At 74.0% G+C, this 22,185-nt stretch carries 18 protein-coding genes; 10 read left to right on the top strand and 8 right to left on the bottom strand.

Going from position 1 to position 22,185, the window contains the following annotated elements:
* Positions 1-87 precede the first annotated feature (87 nt).
* The 4 genes from ACQPYX_RS29580 (at position 88) to ACQPYX_RS29595 (ending at position 4,683) form a co-directional block, all read left to right on the top strand.
* Positions 88-1,278 (top strand): AAA family ATPase, encoded by a 1,191-nt coding sequence (locus tag ACQPYX_RS29580; protein WP_433800820.1) that lies wholly within the window; start codon positions 88-90, stop codon positions 1,276-1,278.
* Positions 1,279-1,544: 266 nt separating this feature from the next.
* On the top strand, positions 1,545-1,844 hold the full coding sequence (locus ACQPYX_RS29585) for a GroES family chaperonin (protein WP_255693213.1): 300 nt from the start codon (positions 1,545-1,547) through the stop codon (positions 1,842-1,844).
* Positions 1,845-1,933: 89 nt separating this feature from the next.
* Complete coding sequence (locus ACQPYX_RS29590; protein WP_433800821.1) at positions 1,934-3,814, top strand: VanW family protein; 1,881 nt, start codon at positions 1,934-1,936, stop codon at positions 3,812-3,814.
* Entirely contained in the window at positions 3,811-4,683 is an 873-nt protein-coding gene (locus tag ACQPYX_RS29595) for a DUF1206 domain-containing protein (RefSeq protein WP_433800822.1), read from the top strand. Before ACQPYX_RS29590 ends, ACQPYX_RS29595 begins: the two co-directional genes overlap by 4 nt.
* 58 nt (positions 4,684-4,741) lie before the next feature.
* Here ACQPYX_RS29595 and argG read toward each other — a convergent pair whose 3' ends face one another.
* Together argG and ACQPYX_RS29605 are read right to left on the bottom strand one after the other, a co-directional pair.
* On the bottom strand, positions 4,742-6,157 hold the full coding sequence (gene argG, locus ACQPYX_RS29600; protein WP_433800823.1) for an argininosuccinate synthase: 1,416 nt from the start codon (positions 6,155-6,157) through the stop codon (positions 4,742-4,744).
* A gap of 129 nt (positions 6,158-6,286) precedes the next feature.
* Positions 6,287-8,146 carry an acyl-CoA dehydrogenase gene (locus ACQPYX_RS29605; protein ID WP_433800824.1) on the bottom strand — a complete coding sequence of 620 codons (1,860 nt, stop codon included), beginning with the start codon at positions 8,144-8,146 and terminating at the stop codon, positions 6,287-6,289.
* A 182-nt stretch (positions 8,147-8,328) separates the two neighbouring features.
* Here ACQPYX_RS29605 and ACQPYX_RS29610 point away from each other — a divergent pair, with 182 nt between their 5' ends.
* A complete protein-coding gene (locus tag ACQPYX_RS29610) occupies positions 8,329-10,773 on the top strand; it encodes an FUSC family protein (RefSeq protein ID WP_433800825.1) in 2,445 nt (814 codons plus the stop codon).
* On the opposite strand, the gene ACQPYX_RS29615 is transcribed toward ACQPYX_RS29610, so the two are convergent.
* From ACQPYX_RS29615 to ACQPYX_RS29625, 3 genes are all read right to left on the bottom strand, one after another.
* Positions 10,716-12,011: a D-arabinono-1,4-lactone oxidase gene (locus ACQPYX_RS29615; RefSeq protein WP_433800826.1), complete on the bottom strand. Its 1,296-nt coding sequence runs from the start codon at positions 12,009-12,011 to the stop codon at positions 10,716-10,718. The genes ACQPYX_RS29610 and ACQPYX_RS29615 overlap by 58 nt on opposite strands.
* A gap of 89 nt (positions 12,012-12,100) precedes the next feature.
* Positions 12,101-12,685 (bottom strand): DoxX family protein, encoded by a 585-nt coding sequence (locus ACQPYX_RS29620; RefSeq protein ID WP_433800827.1) that lies wholly within the window; start codon positions 12,683-12,685, stop codon positions 12,101-12,103.
* A gap of 195 nt (positions 12,686-12,880) precedes the next feature.
* Complete coding sequence (locus tag ACQPYX_RS29625; protein WP_433800828.1) at positions 12,881-13,429, bottom strand: hypothetical protein; 549 nt, start codon at positions 13,427-13,429, stop codon at positions 12,881-12,883.
* Between the two features lie 391 nt (positions 13,430-13,820).
* Here ACQPYX_RS29625 and ACQPYX_RS29630 point away from each other — a divergent pair, with 391 nt between their 5' ends.
* On the top strand, positions 13,821-15,467 hold the full coding sequence (locus ACQPYX_RS29630) for an SDR family oxidoreductase (protein WP_433803838.1): 1,647 nt from the start codon (positions 13,821-13,823) through the stop codon (positions 15,465-15,467).
* Between the two features lie 78 nt (positions 15,468-15,545).
* Here the strand turns inward: ACQPYX_RS29630 and ACQPYX_RS29635 are convergent, their stop codons facing one another.
* On the bottom strand, positions 15,546-16,412 hold the full coding sequence (locus ACQPYX_RS29635; protein WP_433800829.1) for an aldo/keto reductase: 867 nt from the start codon (positions 16,410-16,412) through the stop codon (positions 15,546-15,548).
* 158 nt (positions 16,413-16,570) lie between these two features.
* Positions 16,571-17,998, bottom strand: coding sequence for an MFS transporter (locus ACQPYX_RS29640; RefSeq protein WP_433800830.1), 1,428 nt, complete (start codon positions 17,996-17,998; stop codon positions 16,571-16,573).
* A 95-nt stretch (positions 17,999-18,093) separates the two neighbouring features.
* Here ACQPYX_RS29640 and ACQPYX_RS29645 point away from each other — a divergent pair, with 95 nt between their 5' ends.
* From ACQPYX_RS29645 to ACQPYX_RS29660, 4 genes are read left to right on the top strand one after another with little or no spacing between them, the layout of a single operon-like run.
* On the top strand, positions 18,094-19,347 hold the full coding sequence (locus tag ACQPYX_RS29645; protein WP_433800831.1) for an MFS transporter: 1,254 nt from the start codon (positions 18,094-18,096) through the stop codon (positions 19,345-19,347).
* A gap of 11 nt (positions 19,348-19,358) precedes the next feature.
* Positions 19,359-19,673, top strand: a complete 315-nt coding sequence (cutA, locus tag ACQPYX_RS29650) for a divalent-cation tolerance protein CutA (protein ID WP_433800832.1) — start codon at positions 19,359-19,361, stop codon at positions 19,671-19,673.
* Positions 19,674-19,684: 11 nt separating this feature from the next.
* Positions 19,685-20,920: an MFS transporter gene (locus ACQPYX_RS29655; protein WP_433800833.1), complete on the top strand. Its 1,236-nt coding sequence runs from the start codon at positions 19,685-19,687 to the stop codon at positions 20,918-20,920.
* Between the two features lie 41 nt (positions 20,921-20,961).
* Complete coding sequence (locus ACQPYX_RS29660) at positions 20,962-21,969, top strand: sigma-70 family RNA polymerase sigma factor (RefSeq protein ID WP_433800834.1); 1,008 nt, start codon at positions 20,962-20,964, stop codon at positions 21,967-21,969.
* On the opposite strand, the gene ACQPYX_RS29665 is transcribed toward ACQPYX_RS29660, so the two are convergent.
* Positions 21,970-22,128 carry a hypothetical protein gene (locus ACQPYX_RS29665; protein WP_433800835.1) on the bottom strand — a complete coding sequence of 53 codons (159 nt, stop codon included), beginning with the start codon at positions 22,126-22,128 and terminating at the stop codon, positions 21,970-21,972.
* Between the last annotated feature and the right edge of the window lie 57 nt (positions 22,129-22,185).

Consider the following 22,185-nt stretch of genomic DNA (forward strand, 5'->3'; position numbering starts at 1 on the left):
TGTCTCCGCCGTCACACCCGCGACACGCCGATCGCCGTTTCTGCCGACGTATCGGACCTGATCTAGAGAGCGCCATACGCTCCGATCGTGGATCCGGTGCGCAACCCGTTCGCCCCCGGCGCCGGCCAGCGCCCGCCCGAGCTCGCCGGCCGCGACCGGGAGCTGCACGCCTTCGACGTGGTGCTCGAGCGCGTCGCCCGCGGGCGGCCCGAGCGCAGCCTCGTGCTCACCGGCCTGCGCGGGGTCGGCAAGACCGTGCTGCTCGGCGAACTGCGGTCGATGGCCGTGCGCGCCGGCTGGGGCGCGGGGAAGATCGAGGCGCGTCCGGACGCCGACCTGCGCCGCCCCCTCTCCGCGGCGCTGCACCGGGCGGTGCGCGACCTCGCCGTCCGCCACCGGGCCCCCGACCGGGTCGAGGAGACGCTCGGCGTCCTGAAGGCCTTCGCCCTGAAGGCGACACCGTCGGACGCCAAGCTCAAGGACCGCTGGCAGCCCGGCATCGACGCCCCGGTGCTGTCCGGCCGCGCGGACTCCGGGGACATCGAGATCGACCTCGTCGAACTGTTCGGCGTCGTGGCCGAGCTCGCCGCCGACGTCGGCGTGGGGGTCGCCCTGCTCATCGACGAGATGCAGGACCTCCAGCTCGACGACGTCTCCGCGCTGTGCGCCGCCTGCCACGAGCTCTCCCAGTCCGGGGCGCCGCTCGTCGTCGTCGGGGCGGGTCTGCCGCACCTGCCCGCCGTGCTGTCGGCCTCCAAGTCCTACTCCGAGCGACTGTTCCGCTACGTGCGGATCGGCCAGCTCGACCGCGCCGACGCCGACTTCGCGCTCACCGCCCCCGCGAAGCGCGAGGACGCCGAGCTGACCCCGGCCGCGCTCGACGCGCTGTACGAGGTCTCCGGCGGCTACCCCTACTTCGTCCAGGCGTACGGCAAGGCCGCCTGGGACGCGGCGGTGCAGAGCCCGATCGACGCCGACGACGTCCGGGTCGCCGCCCCCGACGCCGGGGCGGAGCTCGCCGTCGGGTTCTTCGGCTCGCGCTACGAGCGCGCGACCCCGGCCGAGCGCGAGTACCTGCAGGGCATGGCCGAGCTCGCCGAGGGCCGCGACGAGGCGGTGCAGACCTCGAAGCTCGCCGCGCACCTCGGCAAGCGGGCCTCCTCGCTCTCGCCGGCCCGCGACAGCCTGCTGCGCAAGGGCCTGGTCTTCTCCGCCGAGCGCGGGTGGATCGCCTTCACCGTGCCGCACTTCGGGCGCTTCCTGCTGGGTCGGGACTGAGACGGAACTGGTCCGGACGAGTGAACTCGACGGGGGCGGTAACGAATGCCGGGCCCCGGACGACACCCCTCACGAGCCCCGTGGCGCTGCCGGACCCCCGACCTGGCAGGGCCACGGGGCTGCTTCGTGTCCGGAGCCGGATCGCCCGCCGCGACACGCCCCGGAGCGCCCGCGCACCCGGCTCCGCTCGCGCCCGCCCACCCGCCCGAGCGATACCGACCTCCCCGTACGATTCGCGCGTGTCGGACTCCCGGCTGGAAATCCAGATGCTTCACGACCGCGTGCTCGTCGCCCCCTCGGCCGCCGAGGGTGAGCGCCGCAGCACCGGCGGCATCGTCATCCCCGCGACGGCGTCGGTGTCGAAGCGGTTGAGCTGGGGGGACGTGTACGGGACCGGGAACCACGTGCGGACCGTCAAGGTCGGCGACCGGGTCCTGTACGGGCCGGACGACCACGCCGAGGTGGAGGTCGACGGCCGGGCGTTCGTGGTGATGCGCGAACGCGACGTGCACGCCGTGGCCAGCGAGAACATCGAGCCGACCAGCGGGACGGGGCTCTACCTGTGACGACACCTTCACCGGACTCCCCCGGGGACACCCGCCTCGAGTCGACCGGCGGTGACGGGCCCGGCCCCGACGCCGAGGCGACGCGTGCGATGTCGGCCGAGCCGGGACCGCCCGCCGGGCCGCCGTCGAGCTACGACCCCGACGCCGAGGCCACGGTCCAGATCCCGCCGGTCGCGGGTCCGGGGGAGGGCGTTCCCGACGACGCGTCGGGCCGGTCCCGCAAGAAGCTCCTGATCGCGGGCGCGGCGGTCGTCGGACTGCTGGCGGTCCTCTACGTCGGCGACCTGCTGGTCTCGGCCACGAACGTGCCGCGCGGGGTCACCGTCGCCGGCGTCGAGATCGGCGGGATGAACCGGCTGGCCGCCCAGGAGGCGCTGCGCACCGAGCTCGGCCCGCGCGTCTCCCGCCCGATCACCCTCGTCGCGGGCGGGGGCCCCGAGGCCCGCACCACGACGATCGACCCGCGCGCCGCCGGGCTCGACCTCGACGTCGCCGCCACGATCGACGAGGCCGGCGAGCAGCCGCTCAACCCGTTCACCCGCCTGTCGTCGTTCTTCGCCGACCGCGAGATCGCCCCGATCAGCAAGGGCAACCCGGTCGCCATCGGGCAGGCCGTCGACGCCGCGCGCCCGCAGCTGGACCGGCCGTCGACCGAGGGCACGATCCGCTTCGAGGGCGACCGTCCCGTGCCGGTGCCCTCCGTGCCGGGTGCGATCGTCGACAGCCGCACCGCGCCCGAGGTCGTGTTCGCGCACTGGCTCGACTCGGCCCCGGTCGGCCTCCCCGTCACCGAGCAGCCCGTCACCGTCACCCAGGACGGGATCGACACCGCCCTGCGCGAGGTGGCCACCCCTGCGGTCGCCGGCCCGGCCTACGTGGTGGGCGACGCGAAGAACGCGACGCTCTCGCCCGAGGAGATCGGGACGTTCCTGAAGTTCGACCCGGACGGCTCCGGCGGGCTCACGCCGCGCGTGGACGTCCCGGCCGCCGAGCGGGTGGCCGACCGCGACCTCGCGTCGACCGAGGCCGAGCCCAAGGACGCGACGTTCGCCTTCGAGGGCGCGGGCGCCACCGTCGTCCCGGCCGTCACCGGCCGCACGATCGACTACCCGAAGACCTTCGAGGGCCTCGTCGAGGCGCTCGGCCGGCCGGCCGACGCGACCCCGCCCGCCACCTTCACCCCGCCGCCGGTGCCGCCGGGCGCGACGCCCACCCCGCCGCCGCCCGCGAGCGGCCGCGCGGTCAACGCGATCTACACGACGACGCCGCCGAAGGTCACCACCGAGGCGCTGCAGGCCCTCGGCCCGGCCACCGTGATCGGCGAGTTCCAGACCAACGGCTTCGCCGCCGACTCCGGCCAGAACATCAAGCGGGTCGCCGAGATCGTCAACGGCGCGACCGTGAAGCCGGGCGAGACGTTCAGCCTCAACGGCTTCACCGGCCCGCGCGACGCGAGCCAGGGCTTCGTCGAGGCGGGCATCATCGACGACGGCGTGCCCGGGCGCGGCATCGGCGGCGGCATCTCGCAGTTCGCGACGACGCTGTACAACGCCACGTACTTCGCCGGCCTGCAGCAGGTCGAGCACAAGGAGCACAGCTACTACATCAGCCGCTACCCGGCCGGTCGCGAGGCGACCGTGTTCGAGGGCGCGATCGACCTGAAGTTCCGCAACGACGGCGACACCCCGGTGCTCATCCGCACCCTGTGGACCCCGTCGTCGATCAAGGTCCAGATCTACGGGCAGAAGCGCTACGACGTGACGTCGCAGACCGGCCCGCGCACCAACCCGGTGGCCCCCGGCACCCGGGACCTCTCGGACAACCCGAGGTGCAAGCCGTCCAAGGGCGTCGGCGGCTTCACCATCACCGACACCCGGGTCCTCAAGGACGTCCGCACCGGCCAGACGAAGTCCGAGCCGCGCACCGTCCGCTACAACCCGGAGCCCGAGATCACCTGCAACGGCGGATGACCGAGGAGCACGCCGACGGCGGCGCCGAGCGCGCCGCCCGGGAGGTCCGGGGCGCACTCTCCGGCCTCGGCCGCAGCGGTGAGGGCGAGGCCCCGGCACGCGGGGTGGAACTGCTCGGTCGCGTCGGGCTGGTGGCCTACGGGCTGGTCCACGTCCTGGTCGGCGGGATCGCGGTGCAGATCGCGCTCTCCGGCGGCGGGCAGGCCGACCAGCAGGGCGCGCTCGGCACGATCGCGGGCGAGCCGTTCGGCGTCGTCGTGATCGTGGTGATCGTGCTCGGCCTCGTCGCCTTCGGGATCTGGCAGGGGCTCGCGGCCATCGCCGGCTACCGGTGGGCGAGCGGCTGGGACCGCGCCCAGAAGCGGATCGGCAGCGGGGCCCGGGCGCTGGCCGTCCTCGGGGTGGCGGTGCTCGGGGTGCGGCTGCTCGTCACCGGGTCGTCGGGCTCGTCCACCGGCGGCTCGCAGGAGGCGACCGCGGGCGTTCTCGCGCTGCCGGGCGGCCGGGTGCTGATCGGCGTCGTCGCGCTCGTCGTGCTGATCGCCGCGGGCGCGACGGCGTGGACCGGGGTGCGCCGCGACTTCCTGGAGGAGCTGGACCGGAGCCGGCTGCCGTCGTGGGCGCGGGACGCGGTGGTGCCGCTCGGGGTGGCGGGCCACGCGCTGCGGGCCGTGGCGTTCGCGGTGATGGCGGTGCTGTTCGCCCTCGCGGCGCTCACCGCCGACCCCCGGCGGGCCGGTGGCCTGGACGCCGCCCTGAAGACCCTCGCCGGTCAGCCGTTCGGCGTGTTCCTGCTGCTCGCGGTGGCCCTGGGGTTCGTGGCCTTCGGGCTCTACCTGTTCGCGGAGGCGCGGGCGCGGCGGGTGTAGGTGCTGCGCACGTGAGCAGTAAGTGGGCCCATAGCCCCACTTTCTGCTCACCTGGACGTCAGTCCACCCCGGACTCGATCGCCGCCCGGTCGAGGGCCGACTCGTCGGTGTCGACGCCCTCGCCGCGGCCGGTGATCGCGTCGGCGCGGCCCTGCTCGAGCTCCCCGACGAACGCGGCCTGCCCGGTGAGCTGGCCGAACGCCGCGTACTGCTCGAGCTTGGTGCGGGAGTCGGCGATGTCGAGGTTGCGCATCGTCAGCTGGCCGATGCGGTCCAGCGGGCCGAACGCGGCGTCCTCGGTGCGCTCCATCGACAGCTTGTCGGGGTGGTAGGACAGCGCCGGGCCCTCGGTGCGGACGATCGTGTAGTCCTCGCCGCGACGCAGGCGCAGGGTCACCGACCCGGTCACGGTGCGGCCGATCCACCGCACGATCGACTCGCGCAGCATGATCGACTGCGGGTCGAGCCAGCGGCCCTCGTAGAGCAGCCGGCCGAGGCGGCGGCCCTCGTTGTGGTAGTTCGCGATCGTGTCCTCGTTGTGGATCGCGTTCAGCAGCCGCTCGTAGGCGATGAACAGCAGGGCCATGCCGGGCGCCTCGTAGATGCCGCGGCTCTTGGCCTCGATGATGCGGTTCTCGATCTGGTCGGACATGCCGAGCCCGTGGCGGCCGCCGATGCCGTTCGCGGCCATCACGAGGTCGACGTTGTTCGCGAACCGCTCGCCGTTGATCGCGACCGGGTAGCCCTGCTCGAACTCCAGCGTCACGTCCTCGGGCTCGATCGTGACGGCGGGGTCCCAGAACCGGACGCCCATGATCGGCTCGACGACCTCGAGCGACTCGTCGAGGTGCTCGAGCGTCTTCGCCTCGTGCGTGGCGCCCCAGATGTTGGCGTCCGTGGAGTACGCCTTCTCCTTGCTGGCGCGGTAGGGCAGGTCGTGCTCGGTGAGCCACTGGCTCATCTCCGCGCGGCCGCCGAGCTCGTCGACGAACTGCGCGTCCAGCCACGGCTTGTAGATGCGCAGCTGCGGGTTGGCGAGCAGGCCGTAGCGGTAGAACCGCTCGATGTCGTTGCCCTTGTAGGTGGAGCCGTCGCCCCAGATCGACACGCCGTCGTCCTGCATGGCGCGCACGAGCAGCGTGCCGGTGACGGCGCGGCCGAGCGGGGTGGTGTTGAAGTAGACGCGCGAGCCGGAGCGGATGTGGAAGGCGCCGCACATCAGCGCGACGAGGCCCTCCTCCACGAGCGGACCGCGGCAGTCGACGAGCCGCGCGATCTCCGCGCCGTACTCCTTCGCGCGGTCGGGCAGCGTCGCCATGTCGTCCTCGTCGTACTGCCCGAGGTCGGCCGAGTAGGCGCAGGGCACGGCGCCGTGGTGGCGCATCCAGGCCACCGCGACGGAGGTGTCGAGACCCCCGGAGAAGGCGATGCCGACACGCTCGCCGACCGGCAGATTCGTCAGGACCTTCGACACAGCGCAGAACCTATCTCCCGGGCCCCTGTGACCCATGAATCACCCGAGTTCACCCGCCCCGACATGCACGAACGGCACTCCCGCAGCTTCTTGGTGCGCGAGAGTGCCGTTCGTTCGTTCAGGGGTGGATCAGAACGCGGCGACGTCCAGGTCCATGAGCGCGTTGTCCGCGCCCTCGACGATCGAGCGGCGCGCGGTCAGCTCGGGCAGCACGCTCTTGGCGAAGAAGTGCGCGACGGCGATCTTGCCCTCGTAGAACGCGGTGTCCTTCGCCGAGGCGCCGCGGTCGAGCGCGCCGATGGCGACCTCGGCCCCACGCAGCAGCAGGTAGCCGATGAGCATGTCGCCGACCGAGAGCAGGAAGCGGACCGCGTGCTGGCCGACCTTGTAGAGGTTCCGCACGTCCTCCTGCGACGACGTCAGGTACCCGATCATCGAGCCGAGCATCGCCTGCACGTCCGCCAGCGCGGTGGCGAGCAGCGCCCGGTCCTCCTTGAGCCGCCCGTTGCCGGCCTCGGACTCCAGGAACGTCTGGACGAGCCCGGCGACGTGCACGAGGGCCTGGCCGTTGTCCTTGACGATCTTGCGGAAGAAGAAGTCCTGCGACTGGATCGCCGTGGTGCCCTCGTAGAGCGAGTCGATCTTGGCGTCGCGGATGTACTGCTCGATGGGGTAGTCCTGCAGGTAGCCGGACCCGCCCAGGGTCTGCAGCGACCCGATGAGCTGCTCCGAGGCACGCTCCGAGCCCACGCCCTTGACGATGGGCAGCAGCAGGTCGTTGACCTTCTCCGCGAGCGCCACGTCCTCGGCGGAGACCGCACCGGCCTCGGCGTCCGGGGCCGAGCCCAGGCGCACGGTGTCCTGATAGGTCGCGGTGAACGCGTACACCGCACGCAGACCCTCCGCGTACGCCTTCTGCAGCATGAGGCTGCGGCGGACATCGGGGTGCGCGGTGATCGGGACGCGCGGCGCGGACTTGTTGGTCTGCTGGGTGAGGTCGGCGCCCTGGATGCGCTCCTTGGCGTACTCGAGGGCGTTGAGGTAACCGGTCGAGAGGGTGCCGATGGCCTTGGTGCCGACCATCATCCGGGCGTACTCGATGACCTGGAACATCTGCGCGATGCCGTCGTGGACATCACCGAGCAGGTAGCCGATCGCCGGCGTGCCGTGCGCGCCGAAGGTGAGCTCGCAGGTGGCCGAGGCGTTCAGGCCCATCTTGTGCTCGACGTTCGTCACGAAGGCGCCGTTGCGCTCGCCCGGCTCGCCGGTCTGCGGGTCGAAGTGGAACTTCGGCACCAGGAAGAGCGAGAGGCCCTTGGTGCCCGGCTTCGCGCCCTCGGGGCGGGCCAGCACCAGGTGCAGGATGTTCTCGACGAGGTCGTCGGAGTCGGCCGAGGTGATGAAGCGCTTGACACCCTCGATCGACCAGGTGCCGTCGCCGTTGTCGCGGGCCTTGGTGCGGCCGGCGCCCACGTCGGAGCCGGCGTCGGGCTCGGTGAGCACCATCGAGGCGCTCCAGCCGCGGTCGACCATGACCTGCGCCCAGTGCTTCTGCTGCTCGGTGCCGTTGCGGTAGATCACCGAGGCGAAGTTCGGGCCGGTCATGTACATGAACACCGGCGCGTTGGCGCCCAGGATCATCTCGCCGGCGGACCACTGGATCGACGGGGGCACGCCCATGCCGCCGATCGCGTTGTCGGCCGACAGGCGCCACCACTCGGCGTCCCACATGGCGCGGTAGGAGCGCTTGATGCCCTCGTCGAGGTGCGCGGTGTGGGTCTGCGGGTCGAACCGGACCGGGTTGCGGTCGCCGGACTCGTAGGACTCCGCGAGCGGGCCCTCGGCCAGGGCGGCGGCCTCGTGGAGGAGCGCGCGGGCGGTCTCCTCGTCGGTCTCCGCGAACGGACCCTGCCCGAACCGGTCCTGCACGCGCAGGAGCTCGAACAGCGTGAACTCGATGTCGCGGACGTTGGCCTTGTAGTGGCTCATGACGTGGCTGCTCCGTGCTCCGTCGAGAAGGCCCGTCGTGAGGGTGACGCGGCGGGCTCGAGCCGGTCCGTACCGGCGGGTAACTGCAGGCTATTACCACCCGGTAACCGTGTCGAGAGTGGATCCCGCACCGCGCGCCCCGTGGGAGACTTCCGCCTCGACGAGAGGGGCGGCCTGGCACCGTGGGCACGACGAGGGCGATCGAGTCGCTGCGCACCCTGCTGGTGACGGCCGACCCCGGCCTGGCGCGGCTGCGGCTGGCGTCGGTGGCCGTCGCGTCGATGGCGATCGCCGCAGGCCTCGTCGCGTGGGGGCGGGCCACCCTCGCGCCCGACGAGCCGGTGACCGTCGTGCTGTTCGCCGGCGTGCTCGCGATGATCTCCAACCTGGCGGTCAACGAGAAGACGGTGCCCCGCCAGCGGGTGACCACCGCGCTGATGGTGCTGCCCGCGCTCGCGTCCACCACGGTGGGCACGTTGCTCTCGCCCCACCGGGTCGTCGCCGACGTGGTCTTCGTGGCGGTGATGGTCGGTGCGGTCTACGTGCGGCGCTACGGGCCGCGCGGCTTCGCCCTCGGCATGGGCGCCTTCATGCCGTTCTTCTTCACCCAGTTCCTGCAGGCCAAGCCGCCGCAGATCCCCGCGCTGTGCGTCGCCGTGCTCATCGGGCTCGGCACCACGCTGCTGCTGCGCGGCGTGCTGTTCGCCGAGCGGCCCGAGCGGACGCTGCGCCGGCTCGTCGACGCGTTCCGGGCGCGCGCGCACGAGATGGTGCTCCGGGTCGACGACGTGTACGCCGCGGCCCAGGACGGGCCCGGACACCGTCCCGGCGCCGAGCACGAGCAGGTCGGTGACGCCGTGCTCGAACGGCTCTACCGCGCCCGCCGCCGCCTCAACGAGACCGCGCTGCTCGTCGAGGACCAGCTCGAGTACAGCGCCGCGGACCGGGTGTGGCCCGGCCTCGAGAACGACCTGCTCGCGCTGCGGGTGGTGGACACCGAGCTGGGCCTGGAACGCCTCGGCGTCGCCGCCCGGCGACTCGTCCGCGCCGACGACGTGCAGCGCCCGAGCCCGCTCGCCCTGACCGCACTGCGGACCGGGCTGACCCACCTCGCCCGCGCCACCGACCGACGGGTGCCGCACCGGCAGATCCTCTCCGAGCTCGCGGACGCGCGGGGAGCGGTCGCGGGGCTGGTGGCGGACACCGGCCGCGGGCACGAACGCGTCCAGCGCGCCGCCTTCGCGGTGCGGCGCATCGCCGACTCCGTGGAGTACGCGCAACGCGACCTCCCCGCGCGGCCGGGCGAGGCGATGACCGGCGGTATCGTCCTGCCGGGCGTCCCCCGCTCGTCGGCCGCCTCCCCGGTGGCGGTGGCCGCCGAGCCCGCGCCGGACGGCATCGCCCACGGGCGCCCGGACACGACCTCCGGCGGACGGGCACCCGGACGGTCCGACCCGTCGTCGGGAACGGAGCGCGACGCCACGGGCGGCGACGCCACGGGCAGCGGGGCGACCGACCGGGACCGGGGCCTGCTGCTGACCACCCGGCAGTCGATCCAGGTGGGCGTGGGCACGACGATCGCGATCGGCCTGGGCGAGCTGCTCGCCCCGTCGCGCTGGTACTGGGCGGTGATCGCCTCGTTCGTCGTGTTCGCCAACACCGCCAGCCGCGGCGACCTGCTCTCGCGCGGGTGGGGCCGGGTGGTGGGCACCGTCGGCGGGGTCGCGGCGGGCATGGCCCTCGCCGCCCTGACCGCGGGCAACCAGGTGGTCTCGCTGGTGCTCCTGTTCGCGTGCGCGTTCCTCGCGCTCTACCTCGTCCGCGTGTCGCCGGGGATGCTGGCGTTCTGGATCACCGCCGTGCTCGCGCTCGTGTACGGGCTGATCGGCCAGTTCAGCGTCCAGACGCTGGTGCTGCGCATCGAGGAGACGCTGGTCGGCGTGCTCGCGAGCGTCGTCGCCGCCTTCCTCGTGCTCCCCAAGGGGACGCGGGAGGCGTTCGGGGAGGCCGTCGAGGACTTCGTCGACGCCGCGGACACGGTGCTGGAGGCCGGCGTGGCGACCGTCCTCGGGCGGGGCGCGGGCGGGCCGGCCGCGCTGGAGAGCGCCCGGGACATGGACACCGCGCTGGCCACGCTGCGCGCGCGGACGAAGCCGCTGCTGGTCAACACGCCGAAGCGTCGCGGCCGCTCGAGCCACCGCCGCGCCCTGCGGGTGTTCACGATCGTCGACCACTACGCCCGCTCGCTGGCCCGCACCGGCGCGGAGCTCGGGTCCGACCCCACGCCGGGTTGGGCGCCGACCCTGGAGCCCGCGCTGGCCGCGGTGCGGGCGAACCTGGACGGGCTGCGCGACGTCGTGGTGCGCGGGAAGCGGCGCTCCGACGGCGGGCAGGTGCTCGTCCACTCCGCCGAGGAGCTCGTCGACCGCGCCGAGGAGCAGGCCGCCCGCAGCCAGGATCCGCGCCGGCGCAACGACGCCCTCGTCATCACCCGGCTGCTGCGCCGCGTCGACCAGGCGGTCGTGGCGCTCGCGATCGACCTCGGCGCCGCGGCGGACGACGAGGACGATCAGTCGCCGAGCAGCCGGGCCAGGGCGGGGTTGGTGAACACCCGGTCGGGGTCGTAGTCGTCGCGGACCTTCGCGAAGTCGGCGAACCGCGGGTAGGCCGTGGCCACGTCGACGGCGTCGAAGTCGTGCCGGGTGCCCCAGTGCGGCCGCCCGCCGTGTGCCCGCATCACCGAGGCCGTGCGGGCGAGGACGGGGCCGGGGTCGGTGCCGCGCGGGACGCGGACGGCCACCCAGCCGGTGTCCCGGCCGTACGCCGGGTGCAGCCAGCCGCGCTCGGCGGGACCCACCCGCATGCGCACCGGCAGCCCGGTCTCCAGGCCGTCGGCGAGCTGGGCGAGCAACGCCCGCAGGCTGCCGACCAGCACCTCGCGCGGGACGGCCCACTCGGTCTGCTCGTAGCGGACCGCGGGCGGGTTCGAGAGGACGCGGTGGCCGGCGCCGGTGGCGGTCACGGTGCGGGCGAGCCGGGAGACGACGCGGTTGAGCGACGGTGCGAGGCGGGGGAGGGCCCGCTCGACGACGACCGCCCCGCCCAGGGCGGTGCGCCCCGTGGCCCCGGCGCTGGTGACGCCCACGCCGCGTTCGGAGTCCTCCTCGTCGGCGGCGTCCGCGGCTCCCGCCCACCGCGCCAGGGCGGTCGGCGAGGAGGGGAACAGGGCGGCCTCCGCCAGGTCGTGCGCCTCCCAGAAGGCGGGGTCGAGCACCTCGTCGACGGGGCGCTGCGCCCGCGTGACGGTCATCGGCGCCGCCGGGACGACGGCGAGCTCGGCGTCGAGGACCACCCCGAGCGCCCCGAGTGCGGTGCGGGCGGCGTCGAGGTCGGCGCGGGGGACGTCGCGCACGCGGCCGCGGCCGTCGACCACCCGCAGGGCGAGGACCTGCTCGGCGAGGGAGCCGCGGCACGCGGCGCTGCCGTGGGCACCGACCGCGAGCGCCCCGCCGAGGGTGGGTGCCGCCAGGTCGAGCGGCACCGGGAGGGCGAGGCCGCGTTCGGCGAGCCCGTCCTGGAGCTCGCCGACGGTGGTGCCGCCGCGGACCCGCACCACGGCCTCGCCGGGCGCGGCGGCCGGGCCGCCCATCGCCGAGACACCGGTGATGCCGGCGAAGGCGGAGCAGTCGAGGTGGACGCCGTCGGTGACGGCGAGGTCGGAGAAGCCGTGGCCGGCCCCGACCGGGCGGACCGTCTGGCCGCGCTCGGCGGCCCGTCGGACCACGCCCGCGACCCCGGCCTCGTCCAGCGGCCGGGCGGTGGCGACGGGTCGGCAGCGCTGCCCGCCCGACCAGTTCGTCCACACCCGTCCCACCCTAGGGGCCGTGCCCCTGCGCCGGACGCACGAACGGCCCGGACGCGGCGTCCGGGCCGTTCGGGTGAGAGCAGGGACCGTCAGGCGACGAAACGGCCGATCGCCACGTCGACCGCGTCGCGGGCGGTGGCGCCCGCGGTCTCGGCGGCCGACTTCGCCTGCCCGGCGAAGTCGTGCTCCTGGGCCGACCCGGTGAGCTCCCGGGTCTGCTTGGCGAGCTTGCGCGAGGCCCGACGGGCCCGCCAGCCCAGCGACGGCTTCCCCCCGGTGTCGACGGCGGCGAGGATCAGTCCACCGAGCAGCCCGAGGTTCTTGAGGAAGTGGATCTCCTGGGCGGGACGGTCCGCGCCGTCGGCCTCCCAGAAGGCGTGCCCGACGACCGTCGTCGGGATGATGCTCGCGGCGAGCGCGAGCGAGGCGATCCGCGGGAACTTCCCCAGCGCGAGCAGGACGCCCGCCCCGATCTTCACCCCGGCGTCGATGCGCACGAGCTGGTCGGGCTCGGTGGGCGCCTGCGGCGGGAGCTTGTCCCCGACGGCGTTCTCCGCCTGCCGGAGCTTCGGCGCGGCCATGCCGACCCGGGGCTCCGGGTTGAGCAGGGTGTCGATCCCGCCCTTGATGAACACCGCGGCCAACATCGGCCGGGCGAGACGGCGGACGAGCATGGGGAGGACCTCCTGCGATCGACGGACACCGGGCGCTGGCCGGGGCGATACCCCGCGCCGATCGTGGGCACACCTCCCGGCCCCCACGACGGAGGCCCCCCACGCGGTGCGTGGAGGGCCTCGACCGGCCTCGGGCCGGGTCGTGCTCGTGCTGCTGGGCGTGCCGGACACCCCCGACGGGTCCGGTCCGCGACGTCAGCGACGCAGGACGTGCCGGCCGCTGTCCGGCTCGCTGCGCGGGCGGCGGCGACGCTCGGCGCGGCGACGCAGCTCGTCCTCCGGGGACCCGACGGGCCCGAAGTCGTCCTGCACCGGGGGCGGGGGGACCTCGTCGACCGGCGCCAGGCGGCGGCGGCCGCCGTCCTGCGCCGGGAAGGGCCCCGAGCCCGGGTGCGGCTCCGGGATGTAGCCGTGTCGCTCCGCCGGGGCGTGCGGCGTGTGGCGGTAGCGCCCGCCCTCGTAGCGCCGCTCGTGCGAGACCTCGTGCGCCACCGACCGGAAGATCGGCTCCGCCTCGAACGGGTCACCCGGCGTCGCCGCCAGCGCCGGACGCAGCCGCTCCTGCCGGGCGCGCTGGTCGGCGAGGAACCGCTCCCGCGCCCACTGCTCCCGCGCCCGGGCGTCGGGCTCCGCGCGCCGCGGCGCCCCCACCGGCTGCAGGCGCGCGGGTTCGTCGTACGTCCACGAGCCCGTGTTGTCGAGACGCCATCCACCGCGCACCGTCTCGTCGCGCCAGACCCACATCGTTCCCCACCTCCGCCGTTGCACCACACGGTCCTGCCGCGCTGCGACGAACAGCCGTGTCCACTGCTGCGCCGCGCGTCTGCAGGGCCCAACGGCACCTTCACCGCGCACCTTTCGGGCGACGCGCCGAACGAATCGCGACACGCCCGAAGACCCCCTGGTCGTGTGTCACTCCAGAGGAGCAGAACCACATCCGTGTCGTTCGTCCCCCGAGCGGTCACCGGCGGTCAGGTGGACGCGCTCGATCGGGCACGCGGGTGATTCGCCCACACCAGCGGACGCACACGGCCGGTCGTCCACCCCATCGAGCGGATGCGCACGGTGGTGGCACACCCCATCGAGGCAGGTCGTGGCGGCCGCGGATCTGCGCTCGGACCCGTCAGCCGGGACCATGGCGACCGTGAAGTGCGTGGTGACCGGCGCGACCGGATACATCGGCGGACGCCTCGCGCCGCGGCTCGCGGCCGAGGGCCACGAGGTGCGGTGCGTGGTCCGGACCCCCGCGAAGATGAAGGACATCCCGTGGGCCCAGCAGGAGGCCGTCGAGGTGGTCGCCGGGGACGTGCTCGACGAGGACTCGATGCGGGCCGCCTGCGAGGGCGCCGACGTCCTGTTCTACCTCGTGCACTCGCTGTCCGAGTCGGGCTTCGCCGAGGTCGACCGGCACGCCGCGCTGATCACCGCCCAGGCCGCCCGGTCGGCCGGGATCCGCCGGGTCGTCTACCTCGGCGGCATCCACCCCTCCGGCGTCACGCTCTCCGAGCACCTCGCATCGCGGGCCGAGGTCGGCGAGATCTTCCTGCGGTCCGGGGTGCCGACCGCGGTCCTGCAGGCCGCGGTGATCCTCGGCTCGGGGTCGGCGAGCTTCGAGATGCTGCGCTACCTCACCGAGCGCCTCCCGGTGATGCTGACGCCGAGCTGGGTGCACCACCGCGTGCAGCCGATCGCGATCCGGGACGTCCTGCACTACCTGGTGGGGGCGGTCGACCTGCCGGCCGACGTCAGCCGCACGTTCGACATCGGCGGCCCCGACGTCCTGACCTACCTGCAGATGATGGAGGGCTTCGCCGAGGTGGCCGGGCTGCCGCCGCGGCGCATGCTGCCGGTGCCGGTGCTCACGCCCCGGCTCTCCTCGCACTGGGTCAACCTGGTGACCCCCGTCCCGCGCTCCACGGCGGTCCCGCTGATCGACTCCCTCATCCACGAGGTCGTCGCCTCCGAGCACGACATCGACACCTACGTGGCCCCGCCCGCCGAGGGCCTGACGAGCTTCCGCCGCGCCGTCGACCTCGCGCTCACCCGCATCCGCGAGGGCCAGGTCGAGACGCGCTGGTCGGGTGCGAACGCCCGCTACGCGCCGTCCGACCCGATGCCGTCGGACCTGCTGCCCTCCGACCCGGAGTGGGCCGGCGGCACCGTCTACACCGACGTCCGCGAGCGCCCGTCCGCCGCGCACGCCGACGCGCTGTGGAAGATCGTCGTGGGCATCGGCGGCAACCGCGGCTGGTACTCGTTCCCCATCGGCTGGTGGGCGCGCGGGGTGATCGACCGGCTCGTCGGCGGCGTCGGACTGCGACGTGGCCGGCGCGACGAGGACACGCTCAAGGTCGGCGACGCGCTCGACTGGTGGCGGGTGGAGGAGTGCGTCGAGGGCGCGGACGCCGGACCGCGCTCGGTGCCCGACCTCGAGGACGGCGAGTACCTCCTGCGCCTGCGCGCCGAGATGAAGGCGCCCGGCCTCGCCTGGCTGGAACTGCGCGTGGCCCCGCGCCCGGGCGGCTCGATCTACCGCCAGCGCGCGATCTTCCTGCCGAAGGGGCTCGCGGGGCACGCCTACTGGTGGGTCATCGCGCCGTTCCACGTGCTCGTCTTCGGCGGCATGGAGCGCCGCATCGTCGCCGCGGCCGAGCTCGCCGAGGGCAGCGGTCCGCTCGCCGTTCCCGACGACGGGCGGGGCCCCCTCGCGGTCATCCGCCGCCGGCGCCGCGACCGTGCGCTGCGCGACGCCGAGAAGGCGCGCAGCCGCGTCGGCGCCTGACCGAGCTCCTGAGCGAACGGCACTCTCGCGCACATAGATGCTGCGAGAGTGCCGCTCGCTCGGGACGGGGAGGCCGGCTCAGGCCCCGGCGGCGTCCAGGCGCTCGACGGCGTGGCGCGGGAGCTCCAGCGTGCCGGCCCCGCAGTTCTCCTCGAGGTGCTCGAGCGAGGCGGTGCCCGGGATCGGCAGCATCACCGAGCTGCGCTGCAGCAGCCACGCGAGGGCGACCTGCGCCGGGGTGGCACCGAGCTCGACGGCCACGTCGTGGGCGGCGTTGCCCTCCTTCGCCAGGTTCCCGGCGTCGGCGGGCGCCCAGGGGATGAACGCGATGCCGTGCTCGGTGCAGTGGCGCAGCTCGGCGTCCGACGAGCGGTCGACGAGGTTGTAGCGGTTCTGCACCGACGCCACGTCGACGATCCGCCCGGCGGCCTCGATCTGCTCGACGGACACCTGGGACAGGCCGACGTGGCGCACCTTGCCCTCGCGCTGCAGGTCGGCGAGGAGGCCGAACTGCTCGTCCGCGGCCACGTGCGGGTCGACGCGGTGGAGCTGGAAGAGGTCGATGGTCTCCACGCCGAGGCGGCGGAGGCTCATCTCGCACTCCTGGCGCAGGTAGTCCGGCCGGCCGCAGGGGATCCAGCGGTTCGGCCCGGTGCGCAGCAGACCGGCCTTCGTCGCGACCCGGACGTCGCGGTAGGGGTAGAGCGCCTCCCGGACGAGCTCCTCGCTGACGTAGGGGCCGTAGGAGTCGGCGGTGTCGACGAAGTCGACCCCGAGCTCCACGGCGCGGCGCAGCACGGCCAGCGCGTTGTCGGTGTCCTTCGGCGGGCCCCAGATGCCCTCACCGGTGAGCCGCATGGCCCCGTAGCCGAGGCGCCGGACGGTGAGCTCGCCCCCCAGCTGGAACGTCCCGGCGGCAGCGGCCGGCGACTGCGTCGTCGTCACGTGGCATCTCCTTCCCCCCGCGACCCGGTCGCGCGGAGCGCCCAGCCTGCCCCTCGGGCCGCGTCGGCGCCCGGGGGAGTGGTCGATCTCCCACGTCGGGTTCGTCCAGCGGTCCTCCGCTTCGCCGATGCCGTCGCCGCATGTCACACGAACCCGTGTCACACCCGCGCGGGCGCCGCGTCCTCCACGAACGAGGCGGCCACCCGCTCCGCACTGGCCCGGGCCCGGGCCGTCGTCGCGACGATCCCGAGCACCCCGACGACCACGGTCGCGACGGCCGCCGCGACCCACGCGACCGGCAGACCGTCGGCGACGGTGACCGAGGCCGCGACGAGCGTGCCGCTCACCGCGACCCCGAAGGTGGAGCCGACCTGGCGGCTCGTCGACGCGACCGCCGCGGCCACGCCGGCCTGCGCGCGGGGCATCCCGCTGACCGCCGTGTTGGTGATCGGCGGGTTCACCAGGCCGAATCCGATCCCGAAGACCGCGAACACGGCCAGCAGGACCCACTCCGGGGTCTGCGGCCCGACCCGGGTCAGCACGATCGCCACCGCGGTCATCGCCACCCCGGCGACGACCAGCGAGAACCGCGACCCGCGGGTGGCCACCAGCCGCCCCGACAGCGGCGCGCACACCGTGGCGGTCACGGCCGCGGGCAGGAGGGCGAGCCCCGCCGCGAGCGCCGAGAGCCCGCGGACCTCCTGCAGGTAGAGCGTGGACAGGAACAGGAAGGAGGCGAACGCGGCGAACGCGCACACCGCGATGACCGTGGCCGAGGCGAACGGCACGCTGGAGAAGAAGCCGAGCTCGAGCAGGGGTTCGCGCCGGCGCCGCTCCCAGGCGAGCAGGGCGACGAGCGCGACGACCGCCGCCGCACCCAGCCCGACGACCGCCCCCGAGGTCCAGCCCAGCCGGGGAGCCTCGATCACGGCGGTCGTTACCGACCCGAGCAGGATCACGACGAGGATCTGCCCGACCGGGTCCGGCCGACGGGCGTGGGCCGCACGCGACTCGGGGACGAAGCGCGCGGTCAGCGCGATCGCGGCGAGCACGATCGGCACGTTGACCCAGAAGATCGCCCGCCAGCCGATCGACTCGGTGAGCAGGCCGCCCAGCACCGGCCCCAGGCCGAGCGAGATGCCCACCACGGACCCCCAGACGCCGATGGCCCGGGCGCGTTCACGGGGGTCGACGAAGACGTTCGTGACGATGGACAGTGCGATCGGGTTGAGCATCGTCCCGCCGATGCCCTGCACCGCCCGCGCCGCGATCAGCCAGCCGACCGACGGCGCGAGGCTGCACAGCAGCGAGCCGAGCCCGAAGACGGCGAGCCCGGTCTGGAAGGTCCGGCGCCGGCCGAGCCGGTCGCCGGTGGCGCCGGCGAGCATGAGGAAGCAGGCGAGCACGAGGGTGTAGGCGTCGACGGTCCACTGCAGTTCGGTGATCGAGGCCGCGAGGTCGGAGCGGATCGCCGGCAGCGCGACGTTGACGATCGTGTTGTCCATCGACACCACGAGCAGGCTCGTGCAGCAGATGCCGAGCACGAGCCAGCGGTGCCGGGGGCCGCCGCCCGAATCGTTCGCCATGCTCACGAGCCTAGGCGCGTCCGGCAGCGGACATCGCGGGACGTTCCCGACGACGGGTGTCCGCGTGGCTGTTGTTGAGCCTAAGTTCTGGGTTCATGGCCGGTCCGGGACTTCTCGAGCAGGCGCGGGGACTGACCCGCGAGCAGCGCAACGCGTTCCTCGCCGCCTGGCTGGGCTGGGCGATGGACGCCTTCGACTTCTTCCTGGTCGTCTTCGTCCTGTCCGACATCGCGAAGGAGTTCGGCCGCTCGACGACCGAGGTGGCCTTCCTCACCACGGTCACGCTGATCGCCCGGCCGATCGGTGCGCTGGTCTTCGGGATCTGGGCGGACAAGAAGGGCCGCCGCATCCCGCTGATGGTCGACGTCCTCTTCTACTCCGCGATGGAGGTGCTCTCCGGGCTCGCGCCCACCTTCACCGTGCTCGTCGTGCTGCGCTTCCTCTTCGGGCTCGGCATGGGCGGGGAGTGGGGCCTCGGCGCGTCGCTGGCCCTGGAGAAGATCCCGCCGGAGAAGCGCGGCTTCTGGTCCGGCCTGCTGCAGCAGGGCTATCCCGTCGGGTACCTGCTCGCGACCGTCGCCAACTTCGTCGTGACCCCCGCCCTCGGCTGGCGCTGGCTGTTCGTGCTGGGCGCGATCCCGGCGCTCATCGCCTTCCTCATCCGCACCCGGGTCGGGGAGTCGGAGGCGTGGGAGCGGACGCAGGAGAAGGTGGAGCTGACGAAGGTCGGGCCGCGGCAGGTGTTCCTGCAGCCCGCCGTGCTCCGCCGGTTCGTCTACCTGATCGTGCTCATGACGCTGTTCAACGTCATGAGCCACGGCACGCAGGACTTCGTGCCGACCTTCCTGAAGGAGGACTTCGCCGCCTCGACCGGCACCGTCACCGTCGTCGCGATCATCTACAACGTCGGCGCGATCATCGGCGGCGCCTACTTCGGGGCGCTGTCCGAGCGCTTCGGGCGCCGGCGCACGGCCGCCGGCTGCGCGATCCTCGCGATCCCGGTCGCCTTTCTCTTCGCCTTCTCGCCCGTGCTCGGCCTGGTGACCCTCGGCGCCTTCCTGCTCCAGGTCCTCGTGCAGGGCGGGTGGGGCGTGGTGCCCGCCCACCTCGCGGAGCTCTCCCCGGACGAGGTCCGGGGCTTCTACCCGGGCGTGACCTACCAGCTGGGCAACGCGATCGCCTCGTTCAACCTGCCGATCCAGACCGCGCTCGCCGCCGCCTACAGCGGGTCCGTGGCCCTGGCGGCGGTCATCGTGCCGGTGCTCGTCCTGACGGCGGTCGCGCTCCTGCTCGGCCCGGAGGCGAAGGGGAAGGTGTTCGGGGCGCGCGAGTCCGAGCCGGTCGGGTAGGACTGGCGGGCGTGCCCGCGCCCCACGTCGTCATGTCCACCACCGACTCCGACGACGAGGCGCAGCGCCTCGCACGCGGTCTCGTCGAGGCCCGCCTCGCCGCCTGCGTGCAGATCGTCGGCCCCGTCCGCAGCGTGTTCCGCTGGGAGGGCGAGGTGCAGGTCGAGCCGGAGTACCAGCTCGTCGTGAAGACCACGCGCGTCGACGAGGTGACCGCGTGGATCGTCGAGAACCACTCCTACGACGTGCCCGAGGTCGTCGCTCTGCCGGTCGTCGGGGGACATGAGACGTATCTGACGTGGGTGGGGGACGAATCGTCCGGTTAGCCTGAGTAACGATGTCGACGACCGCCGCGCCCGCCCTGCAGCGGGGCGACGCGGCCTTCCGCCGGGTCGCGGTCGGGCTGTTCTTCGCGGGCTTCACCACGTTCGCGCTGCTCTACGCCACGCAACCCCTGCTCCCGCGGCTCGTCGAGGTCTTCGCGGTCTCGCCCGGCACGGCCTCGCTGTCGGTGTCGGTGACGACGGGCGGGCTGGCGCTCGCGATCATCCCGGCGTCGGCACTCTCCGAGCGCTGGGGTCGGCGGCCGGTGATGGTGTGGTCCCTCGCAGGCGCGGTGGTGTTCGGGCTGGCCGCGGCCGTGGCGCCCTCGCTCTGGCTGCTCCTGGTGCTGCGGGCGCTCGAGGGGGTGGCGCTCGCCGGGCTGCCCGCGGTGGGCATGGCCTACCTCGCCGACGAGATCGACACCGGGCACCTCGGTGGGGCGATGGGCCTCTACGTCGCGGGGAACTCGGTGGGCGGCTTCGGCGGCCGGATCGTCGTCAGTGCGCTGAACGACCTGACGGGCTCCTGGCGCCTCGCGCTCGGCGGCATCGCGGGCGTCTCGGCGGTCTGTCTGCTCGTGTTCTGGCTGGTACTGCCGCCCTCGCGCCGGTTCACGCCCGCCCCCGTCTCCACCGGGGCCCTCGTCGGCGAGGTGCGCGCGCACCTGGGCGACCCGGTGCTGCGCAGGCTGTTCGCGGTCGGGCTGCTGCTCATGGGCACGTTCGTGTGCGCCTACAACTACGTCGCCTTCCGCCTGCTCGGGCCGCCGTTCTCGCTGTCCGACCTCGTCGTCGGCTTCGTGTTCGTGCTCTACGCCGTGGGCACGGTGACCTCGACCGTGGCCGGCCGGGTCTCGGGTCGGCTCGGGGCGCGGACCACCGTGCTCGCGGCGTGCGGGGTGGCCGCCCTCGGCGCCGTCGCGATGCTCGCGCCCGTGCTCGCCCTGGTGATCGGCGGGCTGGCGCTGCTCACCGTGGGCTTCTTCGCGGGGCACGCGGTCGCGTCGGCGTGGGTCGGGCGGCGCGCCGAGCACGGACGGGCCGTCGCCTCGGGGATGTACCTGTTCAGCTACTACGTCGGTTCGTCGGTCGGCGGGACGCTCGGCGGTGTCGTGTTCGGCGCCGCGGGCTGGTCGGCGACCGTCGGGTTCCTCGTCCTGCTCGTCGCCGGGACCGCGATCGTGGTGCTGCCGCTGCGCCCGCCCCCCACCGCCGCCCCGCCCGCGCGAGGGGAACCCTCGAGCGCCTAGAGCGGCCGGATCCTCCCCTCGCGTGCGGCACACTCGGCGGCATGGACGCCGTGCTCGCCGACCCCGACCTCGACGCCGCCCGCGCCGGGGACGCGGCCGCGTTCGACCGGCTGGTGTCGCCGCTGCGCCGCGAGCTGCACGCGCACTGCTACCGGATGCTCGGCTCGGTCCACGACGCCGACGACGCCCTCCAGGACGCCCTCCTGCGCGCGTGGCGCGGGATCGGCCGCTTCGAGGGCCGCAGCACGCTCCGGTCGTGGCTCTACACGGTGGCCACCCGCACCTGCCTCGACCTCGCCGACGCCCGCGGCCGACGCGCCCTCCCGATGGACCTCGGCCCCTCGTCGCCCGAGCCGGTCCTCGACGACACGCCCGCCGAGGTCGCCTGGCTCACGCCCTACCCGGACACGGCGCTCGCCGTCGAGGAGCGGGAGTCGGTCGAGCTCGCGTTCGTCGCGGCGCTGCAGCACCTGCCCGGCAACCAGCGGGCGGCACTCCTGCTCTTCGAGGTGCTGGGGTTCTCCGCCGCCGAGATCGCGACGACGATGGACACGTCGACCGCGTCGGTGAACTCCGCCCTGCAGCGGGCCCGCAGGATCGTCGCGGAGCGGATCCCGCCGGTGTCGCAGGCGCGCACCCTCGCCGAGCTCGACGACGCCCGGCTCCGCGCCGTCGTGACCGGCTACGCGACCGCGCTCGAGCAGGGCGACGCCGACCGCCTCGTCGCCCTGCTGACCGAGGACGTCACGTGGTCGATGCCGCCGCTGCCCGGTTGGTACGCCGGCCGCGACGCCGTCGACGCCTTCACCCGCGCCGTGCCCCTCGGCGCCTGCGGGACGTGGCGGACCGTGGTGACCAGCGCCAACGGCCAGCCCGCCCTCGCGCTCTACCTGAACGGGCCCGCCGTCGCGCAGGGTCCGGACGACCGGTCCTTCCGGGCCTGGTCGATCACGGTGCTGACCCTGCGCGGCGACCGGATCGCCGACCTCACGTCCTTCCTCGGGCCGGAGCCCTTCACGACGGCGGGTCTGCCGCTCGTCCTCGGGTGATCAGCCGCCGTCGTTCGGCTCGAGGTGCTCCTCGGACGCCGCCTCGCCGGCCGGGAACACGTCCGACACCGCGGGCCGGTCGGGCTCGGCCGACTCCCCGGTCAGCTGTTCGGCGGGCGGGACGACCATCGACGGATCGGTCTGCTTCTCGTCGCTCATGAGGGGTCCTCTCGTGTGGTGGACCCGATCGGCTACCCGCGACGTGGCACGGGTCAC

Origin of the sequence: Actinomycetospora sp. CA-084318 (assembly GCF_050955885.1) — a bacterium.
GTDB lineage: Bacteria > Actinomycetota > Actinomycetes > Mycobacteriales > Pseudonocardiaceae > Actinomycetospora.